This window comes from uncultured Polaribacter sp. (genome assembly GCF_947501385.1).
In the GTDB taxonomy this organism is placed as follows: Bacteria; Bacteroidota; Bacteroidia; order Flavobacteriales; family Flavobacteriaceae; genus Polaribacter.
The window spans coordinates 1-17,312 of record NZ_CANMVP010000027.1 but is presented as its reverse complement, the minus strand read 5'-3'; the positions used below and the strand labels follow the sequence as shown (position 1 = coordinate 17,312).

Genomic DNA, 17,312 nt, shown 5'->3' with positions numbered 1-17,312 from the left:
TAGACAGGTCTACCAATTCCGCCCTATCTGCCGATAGGCAGCCACTTGAGCAAAGTATGTAATAGGATTGCAAATGTATCAATTTTTTTTATTTTAAAGTCAAAAAATACATATCAAACTTCATAAATAATTTCTACTTTTGTTTGCTCACAACAATACAACTAAAATACAACTACATGCCTACAAATCAATTAGCACCAAAACTTTTTGCTTGCCGACAAAGTATCGTTCTGGCAGAGAAAATTGCGAAAGAATACAATACTACTTTAGGAAAAGTAAAAACAACTTATTTTAGTGACGGCGAATTTCAACCCGCTTTTGAAGAATCTGTAAGAGGAAGAAGAATCTTTATCATAGGATCCACTTTTCCAAATGCAGACAATTTAATGGAAATGTTGTTAATGTTAGATGCAGCAAAAAGAGCATCTGCAAGACATATTACTGCAGTGATGCCGTATTTTGGTTGGGCAAGACAAGATAGAAAAGACCAACCAAGAGTTGCCATAGGCGCAAAATTAGTGGCAAATTTATTGCAATCTGCAGGAGCAACAAGAATTATGACCATGGATTTGCATGCAGATCAAATTCAGGGATTCTTCGAAAAGCCAGTAGATCATTTATTCGCATCTACTATTTTTATGCCGTATATAAAAAGCTTAAAATTAGACAATTTAACCATTGCATCTCCAGATATGGGAGGTTCTAAAAGAGCGTATGCATATTCTAAGCACTTGCATTCAGATGTTGTAATTTGTTATAAACAACGTAAAAAAGCCAATGTAATTTCACACATGGAATTGATTGGAGATGTACGTGGTAAAAATGTGATTCTAGTTGACGATATGATAGATACAGGAGGAACATTGGCACATGCCGCAAATCTAATGATGGAAAGAGGCGCTTTAAGTGTACGTGCAATTTGTACACACCCAATACTTTCTGGTAACGCGTACGAAAAAATAGAAAACTCAGGATTAACAGAGCTAATTGTTTCAGATACAATTCCTTTAAAGAAAGAAACTTCTAAAATAAAAGTTGTATCTTGCGCGCCATTATTTGCGGATGTTATGCATAAAGTGCAAGACAATACTTCAATTAGTGGACAATTTTTAATGTAAATATTTAATAAAACAAAGTAATGAAATCAATTACAATTAAAGGATCAAAAAGAGAAAGCGTGGGTAAAGTAGCAACTAAAGCCTTACGTAATGCTGGTATGGTTCCTTGCGTTATATACGGAGGAGATACCCCAGTGCATTTTTCAGCAGAAGAATTAGCATTTAAAAAGTTGGTATATACTCCAAACGTTTATACTGCTACAATTAATGTTGATGGAAAAAAAATAGCAACCATTTTACAAGACATTCAATTTCACCCAGTAACAGATAAAATTATCCATGTAGATTTTTATCAGTTATTTGATGATAAGGAAGTTACAATGAAAATTCCAGTAAAATTAACAGGTACATCACCAGGGGTATTAAATGGTGGTTCTTTACGTTTTACAAATCGTAAATTAAAAGTTAAAGCTTTACCCTCTAATTTACCAGATTTTGTAACTGCAGATATTTCTAAATTAAAAATAGGGCATAAATTAGTTTTAAGTTCTTTATTTAATGAAGAATATACTTTTATGCACCCAGAGAACACGGTAGTTGTGCAAGTAAGAACTTCTAGAAATTCTGTTGATGAAGAATTAGAAGACGAAGAAGAAACTACAGAAGAAGCTACAGCTGAGGCTACAGCTGAATAAATTTAGTTTTTTATACTATTTAAAAGCGTTACAAATTTGTAACGCTTTTTTCATGCCCTGAATTTATTTCAGCCTCTCATTATTTTATTTCTTCTTATTTTTGAAGAATGAATATGGTGACATTTTTTAAAAATATTTTTGGTATACATACCGAAACTAAAGAAGCATTAATGAAGAAATTTTTAATTATAGGTTTAGGAAATATTGGCGATAAATATGCAGAGACACGTCATAACATAGGTTTTAAGATTGTAGATGAAGTTGCTGAAGAACACAATGTAACTTTTGAAACCGAAAAATTAGGAGATGTTGCTAGCTTTAGATACAAAGGAAGAACTTTTGTGCTCTTAAAGCCAAGTACATTTATGAATTTAAGTGGAAAAGCTGTGAAATATTGGATGGACAAAGAAAAAATTGCTATCGAAAATATCTTAGTTATTACAGATGATGTAAACCTAGATTTTGGAACCATTCGTTTAAAGGCCAAAGGCTCTGCTGGCGGACATAACGGGTTAAAAGACATTCAAGAAAAACTAAACACCCAACAATATGCGCGTTTTCGATTTGGTGTGGGTGCAAATTATCCTATTGGAAGACAAGTAGATTTTGTTTTAGGAGAATGGAACAAAGAAGAAAAAAGCCAATTGATAGAGCGTTTGCCTATTTCAGCAAAAATCATCACCTCTTTTGGTACTGCAGGTTTGGCAAATACTATGAATGCATTTAATGGCAAATAATATAGAAATAAAAAAAGCTGTCTAATTAGCCAGCTTTTAGAGTACTAAAAGATAAGTTTTATTTTCTTGAAAGATTAATACTTTCTTTAGAAGAGATTGTAATTCCACCATCAACATCCATATCTTCTTGTGTGATATTCACTGTATTTTCTGTAAAAGTAACTACTTTGAATTCACCATCTATAAAATCTCCAGAGGTTTCATCAAACGTAATAGTGTTTTCTGAACTATTTATTGTGTAAGATCCTGCAGAGTCAAAAACAATAATTGAACTTACAGGCGCCGAAGTCCCTCCATTTACTGTAGTTAATGTTTCCACAGATCTAAACTTTCCTGTAGCCGTAAAAGTTCCATTTGCATTCATTACAAAAGAAACATCATCAAAAGAATCTCCAACTTCTATAGTTGTAGAAATATCAACGCTTGCTCCTGAACTACCCGTGGCTGTTTCCTTTTCTTCAACTTCAATACTAGATATTTCGTAATTTCCAGCAATGTTTGCAGTTGTTAATGTAAATTCAGGACTATCGTCGTTATCACCACAACTTAACAAAGTAATAGAAATGCATAAGAATAAAATAAATTTGATATTTTTCATAATTATAATTTTTTGTCAAATATACTTTTTATGTTCAATATTTTTAGCTTTTACAGTATAGTTTTTTGCTAAATTAATTTTCACTAGCAAACCATTCTGCAAAACTCGAAGCTGTTTCTTGTAATTTTATGGAATGAAGTTTGATCTCAGCTGGCAATCTATTTTTAATTTTTTCAGCAAAATCAATCACCATCATTTCGCTTGTAGGTTGGTAATCTGCTAATAAAACATGATGCCCTCTATCCATCAATTCTTTTGCCAATTCAACATGAGGTGTGTTTTTGTTAAACACCGTTGCGTGGTCAAAAACGTCTACAATCTCTTCGTTTACAATCTTTTTTAAGTCGCTAAAATCAATCACCATTCCAAATTTTACGTTGGTATTGTCGGCGATGGGTTCTCCTGAAACAGTAACAGATAGTTTGTAAGAATGTCCGTGAACGTTTTTACATTTTCCGTCATAACCATATAAAGCATGACCTGTTTCAAAACTGAATTGTTTTGTGATTCTAATTGTGCTCATTAACGTTTGTTTCTGTATTTGTTGTAAAAATAGACAATAACCAAAGCTACTGCTAATATTAAAAATAAATAATCTCCTCCCATTTTATGTGTGTTTTGTTGCTACTAAAAAATTATCTAAAACGCTTGCAATTTTCCGATTGTCAGACAATTGCGGAATTTTATTCTGTCCGCCAAATTTACCAATAGATTTCATATATTCATGAAATCCGCCTTTTTTAACTTTTCTAATGACCAGCTGACGTAAAATTTTTCCTTCAATCAAATCGAAATAATAAATATTCTGTTCTTGCATAGAAGTATCTACTTTTTTCGAAAATTCTTCTAGGTTTTCAGGTTCGTTTTCAAATTCTATATACCATTCATGGTAAGGCAAGCCACTTGTTGGGTTTACTTGTGGTGCAACCGTAAACTCACTAATATTTATTCCTGTTCCTTTGATAGCATCGTTTAAAGCTTTTTCTACTTCTTTACCAATAACGTGTTCGCCAAAGGCAGAAATAAAGTGTTTGATACGGCCCGTTACTTTAATTCTATACGGTTTTGTTGAAGTAAATTCAACAGTGTCGCCAATATTATACCCCCAAAGACCCGCAGTTGTATTTAAAATTAGCACATAATTCACGCCAATTTTTACATCTTTTAGAGAAATTCGTGTCGGGTATTCATCAAAAAATTCGGTTGCAGGAATAAACTCATAAAAAATACCAGCATCTAATTGCAACAACATTCCCTTTTCAGTTTGCGAATCTTGATAAGCAATAAAACCCTCTGAAGCAGGATACAATTCGATGTAGTCTATTTTTTTACCAATCAAACTCTCAAACTTATTTTTATAAGGTTCAAAATTTACGCCTCCGTAAATAAAGAAATTAAAATTCGGGAACAATTCTGAAACAGATTTTCCTGTTTTTTCAATCAATTTTTCAAAATACATTTGTACCCAAGAAGGAATTCCGCTAATTACAGACATGTCTTCATGAATGGTTTCTTCTACAATTGCATTTACTTTGGTGTCCCAATCTTCAATACAGTTGGTTTCCCAAGATGGCAAACGGTTTTTTAGTAAATAATTAGGAACATAATGCGCTGCAATACCGCTTAATCTACCTAATTTAACGCCGTTTTTATCTTCTAAAACGGGACTTCCTTGTAGAAAAATCATTTTTCCATCTACAAAACTTGCATCGTTTTTTTCAACAATATAAAACAACATTGCATTTCTTGCTGCTTTAATGTGTGTTGGCATCGAATCTTTTGTAATTGGAATGTATTTCGCACCAGAAGTTGTACCAGAAGTTTTTGCAAAATACAAGGGTTTGCCTGTCCAAAGTACATCTTCTTCACCCGCAACCATTCTATCTACATAAGGTCTTAAACCTTCATAATCGGTAATTTTTACTTGTTTTTTAAACTCTTCGTAATTAGAAATAGCTTCAAAATTATGATCTTTTCCAAAAGCAGTTTTACTTCCTTTAGACAATAAATTTTTAAAAACTTTTTCTTGAGTTTTATGAGGTTTATTCGCCCATTTATATACTTTTCGAGTCGCTATTTTAGCAAACGGAATGGCAAAAAAAGATTTGATACTCATTATTTAAAATCTATAAAATTTGTTGGATTTATGGCGTAACCGCCTTTCCAAAGTTCGAAATGTAAGTGTGGACCAGTGGTTAATTCTCCTGTAGAGCCAACACTTGCAATTACTTCGCCAGATTTTACAAAATCTCCTTGTTGTTTGAGTAAATTACCGTTGTGTTTGTAAACAGAAATAAAATCTTTGTTGTGTTTTAAAATGATTACATAGCCCGTTTCTGCGCTCCAGCCAGAAAAAATAACTGTACCGTCTGCAGCCGCTTTTATTGGCGAGCCAGTTTTGGCAACAATATCTACCGCAAAATGCTTAGAATTTGCGTCAAAATCTTGAGATATATTTCCTGTTAAAGGCGCAAAAAAGACAATTTTCACATTACTTTTAGCGTTGTTTAAAATGGCAAACTTAGTTTCTTTGTCTACTTTTTCTCTAAACAAAGAATCTTCTTTTGTGGCATCTAATTCACTTTCATTAATATCTATTTGTTGTGCACGTATGGTAATAGAATCTATTTCTTCTGAAGTTATTTCTCCTGTTAAAACCGGTTTTAATGCTTTTGTGTAATTTTCTAAAACGGCTAATTTTTGTTTTAAAGAATCTGCTTCGAAAGTTAAGTTTATTGCGGCAGCTTTTAATTGCGAAGATGAATACCCAGGAATGTATTCTTTAATTGGTGTAAAAGCTATTAAAACAGTGGTCAAAGCAATTAATAAAATAGAGAAAACACCGCTTAAGACAAATACATTCAATCTAGAAAGTTTTAATGAAAAACGCTCTTCAAAAGTGTCTTCATTTAAAACAACCAATCGATATTTATCTGTTAGTTTTTGTTTTAGTTTTCCTTTCTTTTTATCCTTTTTAGCCACAAATTATCATTTGAATGTTTACAAATATACAACGAAACGCTCACAGAGAGAATCTGTATCATAACGAAATAAAAATAGGGAAATTATTTTTTATAAAAATTCATTTCATCAATATAATTCCAAACTTCTTTGGTTAACAATGGTTGAATGTTTTTTCCTTCTTTAATTCCATTCCTTACCATGGTTGACGAGATTTGAACAATAGGTGCTTCAACTTTATGAATTTTAGGATGCTGATCAAATTGAGTGGCTACTTTTCCGTCAGAAATTCTGGGATATACATAAATATCATGATGTTCTAAAATGATCTCAAAATTTTTCCACTTATGAAAACTTTTTAAATTGTCTTCACCCATAATTAAACAGAATTCTTTGTCTTTGTAAACATCAGCAATATGCGCTAATGTATGTACAGTATAGTTTGGTTGTGGTAATTTAAACTCAATATCTGAAGGTTTTATCTTCGGATAACTTTCCGTTGCTCTATATACAAGCTCAAAACGATGATGATTTTCTAGTAAAGAGTTTTTCTTTTTAAAAGGATTATGAGGCGTTACAACCATCCAAATTTCATCTAAATCTGAATGTTCTACCATATAATTGGCAATAATTAAATGCCCAATATGAATTGGGTTAAACGTGCCAAAATACAAACCTATTTTACTCATATTTATAAAAGATGATAGAAAAAAGATAAAAGAAAAGAGACTTCTTACTCATCTCTAATTTTCTTTCTTCTTTTCTCTCTATTCTATTTTCTTTCTTCTTTTCTCTCTATTCTATTTTCTTCCTTCTCTTTTAACTCTAAGAAATCACTCATTAATTCTTCAGCTTCTTTTAAGGCAACATCCAAATCGTAATTTTTAATAATTTTATCAAATTGAGGTGCAGTTGCCAATTCTACAGAAGCTTTTGCGATGCGCATGTTTATTTTTTCTTCGCTTTCTGTTTTGCGTTTCTTTAAGCGAATTTTCAACTCGTCTACACTTGGTGGTTTTACAAACACAGACAATGTTTCTTCAGGATACTTCTTCTTAATTCTTAAGCCTCCAACAACATCAATATCAAAAATTACATGTTTTTTTTGTGCCCAAATACGTTCTACTTCAGATTTTAAAGTTCCGTAGAAATTATCTCGATACACTTCTTCCCACTCTAAAAATTCATCTGCTTTTATTTTATCTTTAAAGTCTCTTGTAGAAATAAAATAATAATCTTCGCCATCTTTTTCAAAATCTCTTGGCTCACGGGAGGTTGCAGAAATTGAAAATTCTAAATTGAATTTTTTTTGTTTTAATAGATGACGCACAATGGTTGTTTTTCCTGAACCAGAAGGTGCTGAAAACACAAATAATTTTCCTACAAAATTATCTTTCATAATGAATTTTGTTATGCTGTCTCGAAATTTTGGGAGTCTCAGCATGTTGTTAATATGAAAGCTGAAATACATTCAACTTTTGAACTATGACTTTTCGTTAAGCTTCGCTAGCAACCTTTAAAACAAAATGCATTTTGTTTTTCGGCAATGCTCAAAGCGGCAAGCAATGTATAATTGAGCGGAGTGGCAAACTAATTATTTACAATACGTTTAAAATCTGTTCTTTAATTTGCTCTAGCTCGTTTTTCATTTGAATCACTGCTTTTTGCATTGGTGCAAAATTGGCTTTCGAACCTGTGGTGTTGATTTCTCTTCCAATTTCTTGTACAATAAACCCTAATTTTTTCCCATTAGAATCTTCAGATGCCAGTGTTAGTAAGAAATAATCTAAATGATTTGCCAAGCGAACTTTCTCTTCATTAATATCTAATTTTTCTAGATAGTAAATGAGTTCTTGCTCAAAACGATTTTCATCAGTATCTACTTTTAAATCGTCAATTGCCTTTTTTAAACGTGTTTTTACATTTTCTACTCGATCACCATCCAATGCTTTTACTTCTTCTAAATACCTTCTAATATTGGTAATTCTTTCTTTAAAATCAATTTCTAAGGAAGCCGCCTCATCAATTCTATATTGTACAATTTCTTTGATAGCAATGTCTATATTTTCATTGATTAGATGCCATTCATTTTCATCTAATTCTTCACGCGCAGTGCTTAATGCATCTGGCATCCTCATTGCCATTTTTAATAATTCAACATCGTCAGAAGTTCCTGTTTGAACAACGTTTCTTAGTTGCTGCATGTATTGTTTTACAACTCCGTGATTTATGGTTGAAGAAGTTTCATCTGCAGTCATTTCCACAAAGATCGAAAAATCTACTTTTCCTCTTACCAAAGCAGTGGCTAATTTTTTACGAACCGATAATTCCTTTTCCTTATAATAAGAGGGAATGCGAACATTTAAATCTAAATTTTTGCTATTTAAAGATTTGATTTCTATGGTTACTTTTTTGGTGGGCAATTGTAAAACTGCTTTTCCATAACCAGTCATCGATTGAATCATACGTTCGTCATTTTAAATTAGTGAAACTCAATTTTTAAAAGTTGCGAAGCAATAAATTAAAAATTGCTAGCTGAACTAATCCCGCTTTTTTTAGCGGTATCTATAGGTTTTACCTGCCAGCCGGTAGGCTGGTTACCCGATGCTCTGCGTCGAAATAAAAAATAAATTTCTACTTGATACCTCGTACCCTTGGGTCGAGGTTTTTCATTAAGTTGCAAATATAACTTTATTTGGTAGATTTTTGTGCTTGTTTGGTGACTAAATAAACGCCTAAAAAGATCAATAAAGTAGCGCTAATCTTCACTAAATTTAAAGAATCGCTCCCAACAATTAATGCATAAATGGTAGCAATTACAGGCTGTAAATAAATAAAAACACTTACGGTGGTTGGTTTTAATTTAGACAAACCATACAAATTAAAAAGATAGGTTACACAAGTAGTAAAAAGAATCACAAAACCAATATTCCAATAGATGTTTGTAGGAATTTCTTGCCAAACAATTTCTGTAAACTCACTATAGCCTATGGGGATTACAAAAATTAATCCGAATAAATACAACCATTTTACAAATACTATTGGGTTGTATTTTTTAACCAAGTCTTTTGCCAATACCAAATATAAGCCATACGAAGCCGCATTTAAAAAAACCAAGAAGTTTCCTAAATTGTTGTTTTCTGAATTTCCTTCTGAAGAGCTACCAAAGGTTATCAATAGAATGGTTCCTACTAAACCAATAAATACTCCTAAGATTCTTTGTTTGCCAATGGCTTTTCTGATTAAAATGCTAGAAAAAATCAATACCATTATTGGCGAAGTCACCATCATCACAGACGCACTGATGGGTGTTGTTAAGCTTAAACCCTTAAAAAACGCAAGCATGTTTAAGCTAATACCAAAAAAGGAAGCTAAGAAGATTTTTTTATAGTTTGACTTTTCTATTTTCTGTTGTTTTATAAAAAGGCCCAACGTCCAAAAAATTATTGTGGCACCGGAAACTCTTAGCAAAATAAAGGCATAAGGCTTTACATACGTTGGCATTACATCTTTAGCTATGGTAAAAGTTAAACCATAAATTAAGGTTGCAATAGAAACGGCAATTAGTGCTAATGCTCTTTTATTCATTAAATTTCATCAAAAAATTAAGGTGCAAAGTTGATGATAAATTTTAAATTAGTGAAACTCAATTTTTATTCGAAGCTTCGGAAGCGAAGCAATGAATTAAAAATTGCTAGATGAACCTGCCTATGCCGGAAGGCAGGCTAATCCCGCTTTTTTAGCGGGATCTATGGGTTTTACCTGCCAGCCGGGCTGTTTCCCCGACGCTCTGCGTCGAAATAAAAAATAAATTTCTACTTGATACCTCGTACCCTTGGGTCGAGGTTTTTTATTTTTTTGCACAAAAAAAGAGCTTCAAAATATATATTGAAACTCTTTTTACAGTGGTTGTTAATTTTTGGTTAGTCCACCAAAGGTGGTATTCTTAAAACTTGACCAGGATAAATCTTATCTGGATGTTTTAACATCGGCTTGTTAGCCTCAAAAATTACTGGGTATTTCATAGCATTACCATAATATTGTTTCGCAATTTTACTTAAAGTATCTCCGCTTTCTACAGTGTAGAATTTGGCCATTTCAGCTTCTGAAACTACTTCAACTTCTTTTACGGTCATTTCATCTTCTACAGAAGCAACACCTTTTGTATTTCCAACAACTAAGACTACTTTTTCTTTTGTTGCTAAGTCTGCAGCTTCTCCCCAAATTTTTACAGCATCGTCATCTACTTCTAGAGATAAATTTGCTACTTCTAAATCTAAAGAAGTAATTGCGTTTCTTAGTTGTGCAGATTTTTCTGCATTTTCTTCTGTTGTAGTTTTTCCAATGCCGAAAACCTTAGCGCCCGCATTCTTAATAAATGAAAAAATTCCCATACGTTTTTTTGTTTTAAATTAAAAAATTATAATTTTCTTCGAGCAAGATACAATTTTTAACCAATTTCTGTACATTTGTTGAGCTCAATAATATATTATGATAATTCATCACATCTTAGAAGACAATTCCATTGTAAATAAATTTATTGCAGAAATTAGAGATGTTAAAATTCAGAAAGATTCGCTTCGTTTTCGAAGAAATATCGAAAGAATTGGTGAAGTTTTAGGTTATGAATTGAGTAAAAATTTGCACTATGCTAACAGCGCTGTACAAACTCCTTTAGGTACAAAAGAGATTGCATTATATACTAAAAATATTGTTTTGTGCTCTATTTTAAGAGCAGGTTTGCCTTTGCACCAAGGACTTTTAAATTATTTTGATGATGCAGAAAATGCGTTTATTTCTGCCTATAGAAATCACCCAAATAATGATAAAGATTTTGAAATTGTTGTAGAGTATTTTGCATCACCAGCTATTGAGAATAAGACCGTATTATTAGCAGACCCAATGTTGGCCACAGGACAATCTCTAGTGGCTGTTTATGAGGCAATAAAAAAGTATGGTACACCAAAAGAAATTCATATAGTTGTTGTAATTGCTTCCACAGAAGGTATTGATTTTATCAAAGATCATTTTCCAGAAAATACCCATTTATGGGTTGCAGCAATTGATGATCAATTAAATGACAAAGGCTATATTATTCCTGGTTTGGGAGATGCTGGAGATTTAGCTTTTGGAGCTAAATTATAGTAAAAAAGGCAGCGCAAATGCACTTATTAAAAAAACTATAATAAACACATTCCTTATGAATTTACTATTTACAGCTTCCAATCCGTTTGCAATAATAACAGCAGTTGGAAATAGTAAAAATAAAAGTTCTGTTCCATTTTTATTCGGAATTAATAAAGAGAAAAACACAGCAACTATGAAATGGATTATTAAAAGAATCCAACTTTTTTTAAACGAATTATTTACTGAAAATGCTTTTGGGGATTTTAAAAAAATGGATATTACAGAAAGTGCTAAAATGAGTCCTACAATCCAATGAAAGTTGTCTTTTGAATAAAAAAATAAGCTGTAAAACTCATCAAAGTAAAAAAGATTGGTAAAAACATACAACTCATCAAACCAAAAACAGTAGGAAAAATAAATAATTAAAGGAGCTAAAAACCCAAAAACGGGAGCGATTAAATTGTTAATTATTGGTTTTTGATGCAAGTAAATTGCAGTAAAAATTAGTATGCTAAACATGGCTGTAAAAGGCTCTAAAATAAATAGAACACTTAGCCAAAAACCACTGTCAAAAAGTTTTTGAAGCACTCTTCTATGAGATCTTAAACTATATATTTTACGTAAAAATAAAATGTATAATAATAAGATTAATAGTGTTTTATATGTAAAAGTAAGTTTTAAAAAATAACTTAAGAATATGGTAAAAATAAAGAAGGCATAAGAATTATCAAACGTTAAATCATTCTTAGAAACAATAAAGTTATAAAAGAAAAAAATAATTAAAAAAAGAACTAGAAAAGTAGCTATTTTTAATAGCAGAGAAAATTCAAAAGGGGTATTCGCAAAGAGAGAAAAAGAGGCCATACCAAACAAGCAAATAAACAGACTTATCAATACGATAAAATTGATTGGTTTAGATTTCGCTAAAAAATTGGCTGGCATTATTTCTTTTGTTATTTTTGCAGTGTAAAGATAATTAAGTTATGATAGCAAGCAATATTTTTAGATGGATTGGTAGTTTATTTACAGAAATTCTGTTTCTTCCTTTTAATTGGTTACGTACTAGCGTAGCAAATGCAGATTTAGGATGGTGGATTTCTAATGCCGTAAACTGGTTTTTCTTATTAGTGCTATTGGTTTTATTTGCATATTGGATGAAAGAATCTCGCAGATTTGTAAAAGAAGGAACAGAAGACAGCGCTTAATTTTATATTTTGGGAAGCAAAAACAAACTAAAACGTTTCAAAGAAAATGAAATGTTCAAAAATGTCATTCAACCAACAAGAGAAGAAGTTGTTAGCAACTTTTCCTTAAAAGGCAAATGGCATTCTTTTTTTGAAAACAACCATCCTATCGTTGTAGAACTAGGTTGTGGAAAAGGTGAATATACAATCGCCTTGGCAAGAAAAAATCCAAATAAAAATTTTATTGGTATCGATATCAAAGGCGCTCGTTTTTGGAGAGGAGCCAAAACAGCTATTGAAGAAAATTTACCAAATGTAGCGTTTGTAAGAACTCAAATTGAGTTGGTTGATTTTATTTTTGCAGAAAACGAAGTTTCTGAAATTTGGATAACTTTTCCAGATCCTCAAATAAAATACAAACGGACAAAACACAGAATGACCAATGCTGATTTCTTAAAGAAATATCACCAGATTTTAAATGCAGAAGGAATTATGAATCTTAAGACCGATAGCGAATTTATGCACGGTTACACACTAGGTTTATTACATGGTGAAGGTCATGAAATCTTAAATGCCAATCATAACGTTTATAAAAACGAAGGTTCGCCAAAAGAAGTGACAGAAACACAGACTTTTTATGAAAATCAATATTTAGAAGTAGGAAAACCAATTACCTACATTCAATTTCGATTGAAGTATTAATTTTAAATTGCAAGAAAAGAAGTAATCTGTTAATGCCTTTCCATGGTTTCTATGATCCCTATGTTTCTATGCGGTCATTTTTTTCAAGAGAAAGGTAAGAATCATCAACACTTTTAAAACCTCTGTGAATCTCTACATTTCTCCGAGAATCTCTGCGTACTATTTTAATAATTCATATCTTTCAAAGGTGAAAGAAACTGATAATTTTTTTGAGAAAGTGTACCAAACCGCTCGTTTAATTCCCTTCGGAAGAGTGACTAGCTACGGCGCAATCGCTACCTATTTAGGAGCAGCACGTTCTGCTAGAATGGTGGGCTGGGCAATGAACAATGCTCATAATCAGACAGAAGAGGTGCCAGCACATAGAGTTGTCAATAGGAAAGGATTACTTACAGGGAAACATCATTTTGAGGGAACAAATTTGATGCAACAACTATTAGAAAATGAAGGTATTGTTGTAATCGAAAATCAAATACAAGACTTTGAAACTGTTTTTTGGGATCCAAATGCTTTGATAAAAAAATAACTCAACATTTTCATGATGAGTTATATAACGGTGTCGTATAATTTTATTTTTTGATCTTTGTAAATCTACCCGTCCAAGACAAACCTTCTAAATTAGACTCATAATAATACCTGCTACCTTTTACTCTAAATATTTTTGTATGTAGTTTGGTGCCAACACCAAAAGGTAAATTTTCTTTATTTATATCTGTAATTATAAGATTGTATTCATCTTTAGAAACCCATTTCATTTGAGCCTTAATAAATTCACCTTCAGAATAATGTTCTGTATAATGGCCGTCTTTAATTACAACTAAAACATTTTTTTTTCCATTATCAAAGGTATATTCGCCTTCTTTTAAAATAGCACTCTCTATTTTAAATTCTTTTTCCTTTTCGCCTTCTTCAGGATTATTAAATTGATGCGCTTGCAAATTCCTACTAGAGTTCATTGCTACTTCTTGAGAAGTTGTTGTTTGAGTACCTACAAACAGTAATAAAATTAAACCTAAAATTTTTACATTATGTATCATAACAAAGGGGGATTAAAAGTTATGTAGTAAACATATAATTAAAAATGCATCCACTTATTAAACTATGTTAATAAATAAAAAGTATCCTGTTAAAGTTTTGCAAAAGTTGATTTTTTCAGGCTTTACTATTTGCTACCTAAGCCGTATCTTTGCAATTAAGATTAAATAAAAATAAGACGTGAGTTTTAACAAACAAGATATATACAAAGCATTAGAAACGATAACTGCTCCTGGTGAAGGAAAAAGTTTAGTTGAAAATAGAAATGTTACAAACGTTGTAATTTTTGGGAACGAAGTACATATAGATGTCACCATTAGAAACCCCACATTCCAGGCGAAAAAGAAAATAGAATCTGAAATTATAAAAGCAATCAAAAGTAATGTTTCAGAAGCTATTGATGTAAAAGTAACTGTGGCAGTAGAAAAGCCTACAGCAAAAGAAAATCCGAACCAAATACGTGGAAAGGAAATACCTACTATTAAAAACATCGTTGCAATTGCGTCTGGTAAAGGAGGGGTTGGTAAATCTACAATTACTGCAAATACAGCAATTTCATTAGCTAAAATGGGTTTTAGTGTTGGTGTTTTAGATGCAGATGTGTATGGGCCTTCTCAACATATCATGTTCAATGTAGAAAGAGAAAAACCACTTTCTGTAAATGTAGACGGACGTTCTAAAATGAAACCTGTAGAAAATTACGGCGTAAAATTATTGTCTCTAGGATTTTTTACAAATCCAGATCAAGCAGTAATTTGGCGTGGACCCATGGCTTCCAAAGCATTAAAACAATTAATTTTTGATGCAGATTGGGGTGAGTTAGATTTCCTTTTAATCGATTTGCCGCCAGGAACTGGAGATGTACATTTATCAATTGTACAGGCATTGCCAATAAATGGCGCAGTTGTAGTAAGTACACCACAAAATATCGCATTAGCAGATGCTAAAAAAGGAGTTGCCATGTTTCAGCAAGAAAGTATCAATGTTCCTGTTTTAGGAATTATTGAAAACATGGCGTATTTTACACCCCAAGAATTACCAAATAATAAGTACTATATTTTTGGGCAAGATGGTGCAAAAAATTTAGCAGAAGATATTAAAACGAAGTTTTTAGGAGAAATCCCATTAGTACAAAGTATTCGAGAATCTGGTGATGTTGGGCATCCAGTAGCATTACAAGAAGGTACCGTTTTAGAGAAATCCTTTAATGAAATTACCAAAGAAATGGTCGCTCAATTATTAAAAAGAAACAAAAACTTACCACCAACAGAAGTAGTAAGAATTACAACAATGAGTGGTTGTAGCGCAGTAAAAAAATAAGAGCCCATCCTAGCCTTCCCAAAGGGAAGGAAACTGTGGCGCAAAACAAAATGTTTTATACTTTTTGTCAAAATAAATGATAACAAATTAACACAAAATACCCGTTTTGAGTTTCTCTCCTAAGACTGCATTGAGCGCAGACGAATTGGAGAGATTAAGAGGGGCTTAAATATGACAGCACAAGAAACATTAGACAATGTAGAAAAAGCGTTAGATGAAATTCGTCCGTTTTTAATGAGTGATGGTGGAAACATCAAGCTTTTATCAATCGAAGATTTTATTGTAAAAGTACAATTAGAAGGCGCTTGTACAGGTTGTTCTGTAAACCAAATGACCTTAAAAAATGGAGTGGAAGCAACCATAAAAAAGTATGCTCCACAAATAGAAGAAGTAATAAACGTCGCTTAAAATTTATTTTAGGCGCCTACTTGTCGCAGGCAGATTTCTAAAAAGGTTGGGCTAGGAGTTTATCTTGAGCGGAGTCGAAAGAGTATGTTTTTCTTGTCATTCTTGCGTAGGCAGGAATCTCTTAAAAGAAGAATGTAGTTTCAATCCCCAATATACTTACAAGAATGAAAACAGACCTCAAAGGTTTTTATACTGAAAATAAATTCAGCACAAGAAATCTTTGAGGTCTAAATACATAAAGAGAACAAAAATGATTACAACAGATATCTTAATTATTGGTGCAGGACCCACAGGTTTATTCACCGTTTTTGAAGCAGGATTATTAAAATTGCGTTGTCATTTAATAGATGCTTTGCCACAAGCTGGTGGTCAATGTTCGGAAATATACCCGAAGAAACCAATTTATGATATTCCTGCATATCCAGAGATTTTAGCAGGAGATTTAACAGATAAATTGTTAGAACAGTGCAAACAATTTGAACCAGGTTTTACTTTGGGTGAACGTGCAGAAACCATTGAAAAGCAAGAGGACGAATCGTTTATGGTCACCACAAATAAAGGCACAAAACATCGTGCTAAAGTAGTGGCAATTGCTGGCGGATTGGGTTCTTTTGAACCAAGGAAACCACCAATTCCAAATATTGCAGATTTTGAAGATAAAGGGGTCGAATACATCATTCGTGATCCTGAATTTTATAGAGATAAAAGAGTCGTGATTTCTGGTGGTGGAGATTCTGCCTTAGATTGGTCTATTTTCTTAACAAATGTAGCCTCTTCAGTAACTTTAATTCATAGAAGAAATGAATTTAGAGGCGCTTTAGATTCTGTAGATAAAGTTCAAGAATTAAAAGATGCAGGGAAAATTACTATGATAACGCCTGCAGAAGTAAAAGGAATTGTTGGGACGGATAAAGTCGAAGGCGTTTCCGTTGTACAAAAAGGAGGTGAGGAATTTACCATAGAAACAGATCATTTTATTCCGCTTTTTGGCTTGTCGCCAAAGTTAGGCCCTATTGCAAATTGGGGATTAGAAATCGAGAAAAACGCCATCAAAGTAAACAACGCTTTAGATTATCAAACCAACATTCCGGGAATTTATGCGATTGGTGATGTAAATACCTATCCAGGGAAATTAAAACTGATTCTGTGTGGTTTCCATGAAGCAACGTTAATGTGTCAAAGTGCCTACAAACGTATTTTTCCAGATAAAAAATACGTAATGAAATATACAACAGTTGGTGGTGTAGATGGCTTCGATGGAACCAGAAAAGAAGCACCCAAAGCGGTTGTTAAAAAGATAGAGTAATTAGATTAGTATGTCATTTCGACCTTGTGGAGAAATCTTTTTTATCTAAAGATTCATCAACTACGCTATCGCTGCACTCTGAATGACAAGTTTTTTTATTTTCATTCTGTCATCCTATGTTTGCAAAAGGATATGGATTAAAGTATTTATATTAGATAGATATTAATAAAAAGGAGAAAGA

The 17,312-nt window shown here is 32.3% G+C and carries 21 protein-coding genes; 10 read left to right on the top strand and 11 right to left on the bottom strand.

Going from position 1 to position 17,312, the window contains the following annotated elements:
• The first annotated feature begins 176 nt into the window (after positions 1 to 176).
• The 3 genes from Q0998_RS15880 (at position 177) to pth (ending at position 2,490) form a co-directional block, all read left to right on the top strand.
• Positions 177 to 1,118 (top strand): ribose-phosphate pyrophosphokinase, encoded by a 942-nt coding sequence (locus Q0998_RS15880; RefSeq protein ID WP_299671604.1) that lies wholly within the window; start codon positions 177 to 179, stop codon positions 1,116 to 1,118.
• A 20-nt stretch (positions 1,119 to 1,138) separates the two neighbouring features.
• Entirely contained in the window at positions 1,139 to 1,753 is a 615-nt protein-coding gene (locus tag Q0998_RS15875) for a 50S ribosomal protein L25/general stress protein Ctc (RefSeq protein WP_299671602.1), read from the top strand.
• Between the two features lie 170 nt (positions 1,754 to 1,923).
• A complete protein-coding gene (pth, locus tag Q0998_RS15870) occupies positions 1,924 to 2,490 on the top strand; it encodes an aminoacyl-tRNA hydrolase (RefSeq protein ID WP_299671600.1) in 567 nt (188 codons plus the stop codon).
• A 58-nt stretch (positions 2,491 to 2,548) separates the two neighbouring features.
• Here the strand turns inward: pth and Q0998_RS15865 are convergent, their stop codons facing one another.
• From Q0998_RS15865 to lysM, 9 genes are all read right to left on the bottom strand, one after another.
• Positions 2,549 to 3,088 carry a hypothetical protein gene (locus Q0998_RS15865; RefSeq protein WP_299671598.1) on the bottom strand — a complete coding sequence of 180 codons (540 nt, stop codon included), beginning with the start codon at positions 3,086 to 3,088 and terminating at the stop codon, positions 2,549 to 2,551.
• A 73-nt stretch (positions 3,089 to 3,161) separates the two neighbouring features.
• Positions 3,162 to 3,611: a 6-carboxytetrahydropterin synthase gene (locus Q0998_RS15860; RefSeq protein WP_299671596.1), complete on the bottom strand. Its 450-nt coding sequence runs from the start codon at positions 3,609 to 3,611 to the stop codon at positions 3,162 to 3,164.
• Between the two features lie 84 nt (positions 3,612 to 3,695).
• Positions 3,696 to 5,204 (bottom strand): GH3 auxin-responsive promoter family protein, encoded by a 1,509-nt coding sequence (locus Q0998_RS15855; protein WP_299671594.1) that lies wholly within the window; start codon positions 5,202 to 5,204, stop codon positions 3,696 to 3,698.
• Complete coding sequence (locus Q0998_RS15850; protein WP_299671593.1) at positions 5,204 to 6,070, bottom strand: M23 family metallopeptidase; 867 nt, start codon at positions 6,068 to 6,070, stop codon at positions 5,204 to 5,206. The genes Q0998_RS15855 and Q0998_RS15850 overlap by 1 nt, the downstream gene beginning before the upstream one ends.
• A gap of 83 nt (positions 6,071 to 6,153) precedes the next feature.
• The gene (gene nadD / locus Q0998_RS15845; RefSeq protein ID WP_299671591.1) at positions 6,154 to 6,738 is read right to left on the bottom strand and encodes a nicotinate (nicotinamide) nucleotide adenylyltransferase; all 585 of its coding nucleotides are present in this window, start codon (positions 6,736 to 6,738) and stop codon (positions 6,154 to 6,156) included.
• A gap of 83 nt (positions 6,739 to 6,821) precedes the next feature.
• Positions 6,822 to 7,448: a guanylate kinase gene (gmk, locus tag Q0998_RS15840; RefSeq protein WP_299671588.1), complete on the bottom strand. Its 627-nt coding sequence runs from the start codon at positions 7,446 to 7,448 to the stop codon at positions 6,822 to 6,824.
• Positions 7,449 to 7,647: 199 nt separating this feature from the next.
• Positions 7,648 to 8,502 carry a DUF1732 domain-containing protein gene (locus Q0998_RS15835; RefSeq protein ID WP_299671661.1) on the bottom strand — a complete coding sequence of 285 codons (855 nt, stop codon included), beginning with the start codon at positions 8,500 to 8,502 and terminating at the stop codon, positions 7,648 to 7,650.
• Positions 8,503 to 8,740: 238 nt separating this feature from the next.
• Positions 8,741 to 9,637: a DMT family transporter gene (locus tag Q0998_RS15830; protein WP_299671586.1), complete on the bottom strand. Its 897-nt coding sequence runs from the start codon at positions 9,635 to 9,637 to the stop codon at positions 8,741 to 8,743.
• Between the two features lie 335 nt (positions 9,638 to 9,972).
• Complete coding sequence (lysM, locus tag Q0998_RS15825; protein ID WP_299671583.1) at positions 9,973 to 10,443, bottom strand: peptidoglycan-binding protein LysM; 471 nt, start codon at positions 10,441 to 10,443, stop codon at positions 9,973 to 9,975.
• A gap of 97 nt (positions 10,444 to 10,540) precedes the next feature.
• Here lysM and upp point away from each other — a divergent pair, with 97 nt between their 5' ends.
• A complete protein-coding gene (upp, locus tag Q0998_RS15820) occupies positions 10,541 to 11,194 on the top strand; it encodes a uracil phosphoribosyltransferase (RefSeq protein ID WP_299671581.1) in 654 nt (217 codons plus the stop codon).
• On the opposite strand, the gene Q0998_RS19410 is transcribed toward upp, so the two are convergent.
• Positions 11,189 to 12,040 (bottom strand): DUF6427 family protein, encoded by an 852-nt coding sequence (locus Q0998_RS19410; protein ID WP_366943664.1) that lies wholly within the window; start codon positions 12,038 to 12,040, stop codon positions 11,189 to 11,191. The two genes, upp and Q0998_RS19410, sit on opposite strands and share 6 nt — an antisense overlap.
• A 119-nt stretch (positions 12,041 to 12,159) precedes the next feature.
• Between Q0998_RS19410 and Q0998_RS15810 the strand changes: the two genes are divergently transcribed.
• From Q0998_RS15810 to Q0998_RS15800, 3 genes are all read left to right on the top strand, one after another.
• Complete coding sequence (locus Q0998_RS15810) at positions 12,160 to 12,381, top strand: hypothetical protein (protein WP_299671576.1); 222 nt, start codon at positions 12,160 to 12,162, stop codon at positions 12,379 to 12,381.
• 9 nt (positions 12,382 to 12,390) lie between these two features.
• Complete coding sequence (gene trmB / locus Q0998_RS15805; protein WP_299671573.1) at positions 12,391 to 13,062, top strand: tRNA (guanosine(46)-N7)-methyltransferase TrmB; 672 nt, start codon at positions 12,391 to 12,393, stop codon at positions 13,060 to 13,062.
• Between the two features lie 187 nt (positions 13,063 to 13,249).
• Positions 13,250 to 13,588 carry an MGMT family protein gene (locus Q0998_RS15800; protein ID WP_299671571.1) on the top strand — a complete coding sequence of 113 codons (339 nt, stop codon included), beginning with the start codon at positions 13,250 to 13,252 and terminating at the stop codon, positions 13,586 to 13,588.
• A 43-nt stretch (positions 13,589 to 13,631) separates the two neighbouring features.
• Here the strand turns inward: Q0998_RS15800 and Q0998_RS15795 are convergent, their stop codons facing one another.
• Positions 13,632 to 14,099 carry a hypothetical protein gene (locus tag Q0998_RS15795; protein ID WP_299671569.1) on the bottom strand — a complete coding sequence of 156 codons (468 nt, stop codon included), beginning with the start codon at positions 14,097 to 14,099 and terminating at the stop codon, positions 13,632 to 13,634.
• Positions 14,100 to 14,277: 178 nt separating this feature from the next.
• Here Q0998_RS15795 and Q0998_RS15790 point away from each other — a divergent pair, with 178 nt between their 5' ends.
• From Q0998_RS15790 to Q0998_RS15780, 3 genes are all read left to right on the top strand, one after another.
• On the top strand, positions 14,278 to 15,417 hold the full coding sequence (locus Q0998_RS15790; RefSeq protein ID WP_299671567.1) for an Mrp/NBP35 family ATP-binding protein: 1,140 nt from the start codon (positions 14,278 to 14,280) through the stop codon (positions 15,415 to 15,417).
• A gap of 171 nt (positions 15,418 to 15,588) precedes the next feature.
• Positions 15,589 to 15,825 carry a NifU family protein gene (locus Q0998_RS15785; protein WP_299671565.1) on the top strand — a complete coding sequence of 79 codons (237 nt, stop codon included), beginning with the start codon at positions 15,589 to 15,591 and terminating at the stop codon, positions 15,823 to 15,825.
• Between the two features lie 250 nt (positions 15,826 to 16,075).
• Complete coding sequence (locus Q0998_RS15780; protein ID WP_299671563.1) at positions 16,076 to 17,131, top strand: NAD(P)/FAD-dependent oxidoreductase; 1,056 nt, start codon at positions 16,076 to 16,078, stop codon at positions 17,129 to 17,131.
• Positions 17,132 to 17,312: the final 181 nt, after the last annotated feature.

What these genes read in the sequence shown, in the direction of transcription:
- Q0998_RS15875 (WP_299671602.1), top strand. Translation starts at nt 1,139, where the DNA reads ATGAAATCAATTACAATTAAAGGATCAAAAAGAGAAAGCGTGGGTAAA.
- nadD (WP_299671591.1), bottom strand. Translation starts at nt 6,738, where the DNA reads ATGAGTAAAATAGGTTTGTATTTTGGCACGTTTAACCCAATTCATATT.
- upp (WP_299671581.1), top strand. Translation starts at nt 10,541, where the DNA reads ATGATAATTCATCACATCTTAGAAGACAATTCCATTGTAAATAAATTT.
- Q0998_RS15855 (WP_299671594.1), bottom strand. Translation starts at nt 5,204, where the DNA reads ATGAGTATCAAATCTTTTTTTGCCATTCCGTTTGCTAAAATAGCGACT.
- Q0998_RS15810 (WP_299671576.1), top strand. Translation starts at nt 12,160, where the DNA reads ATGATAGCAAGCAATATTTTTAGATGGATTGGTAGTTTATTTACAGAA.
- Q0998_RS15880 (WP_299671604.1), top strand. Translation starts at nt 177, where the DNA reads ATGCCTACAAATCAATTAGCACCAAAACTTTTTGCTTGCCGACAAAGT.
- Q0998_RS19410 (WP_366943664.1), bottom strand. Translation starts at nt 12,040, where the DNA reads ATGGCCTCTTTTTCTCTCTTTGCGAATACCCCTTTTGAATTTTCTCTG.
- Q0998_RS15830 (WP_299671586.1), bottom strand. Translation starts at nt 9,637, where the DNA reads ATGAATAAAAGAGCATTAGCACTAATTGCCGTTTCTATTGCAACCTTA.
- Q0998_RS15860 (WP_299671596.1), bottom strand. Translation starts at nt 3,611, where the DNA reads ATGAGCACAATTAGAATCACAAAACAATTCAGTTTTGAAACAGGTCAT.
- Q0998_RS15865 (WP_299671598.1), bottom strand. Translation starts at nt 3,088, where the DNA reads ATGAAAAATATCAAATTTATTTTATTCTTATGCATTTCTATTACTTTG.
- Q0998_RS15795 (WP_299671569.1), bottom strand. Translation starts at nt 14,099, where the DNA reads ATGATACATAATGTAAAAATTTTAGGTTTAATTTTATTACTGTTTGTA.
- pth (WP_299671600.1), top strand. Translation starts at nt 1,924, where the DNA reads ATGAAGAAATTTTTAATTATAGGTTTAGGAAATATTGGCGATAAATAT.
- gmk (WP_299671588.1), bottom strand. Translation starts at nt 7,448, where the DNA reads ATGAAAGATAATTTTGTAGGAAAATTATTTGTGTTTTCAGCACCTTCT.
- Q0998_RS15835 (WP_299671661.1), bottom strand. Translation starts at nt 8,502, where the DNA reads ATGACTGGTTATGGAAAAGCAGTTTTACAATTGCCCACCAAAAAAGTA.
- lysM (WP_299671583.1), bottom strand. Translation starts at nt 10,443, where the DNA reads ATGGGAATTTTTTCATTTATTAAGAATGCGGGCGCTAAGGTTTTCGGC.
- Q0998_RS15780 (WP_299671563.1), top strand. Translation starts at nt 16,076, where the DNA reads ATGATTACAACAGATATCTTAATTATTGGTGCAGGACCCACAGGTTTA.
- Q0998_RS15785 (WP_299671565.1), top strand. Translation starts at nt 15,589, where the DNA reads ATGACAGCACAAGAAACATTAGACAATGTAGAAAAAGCGTTAGATGAA.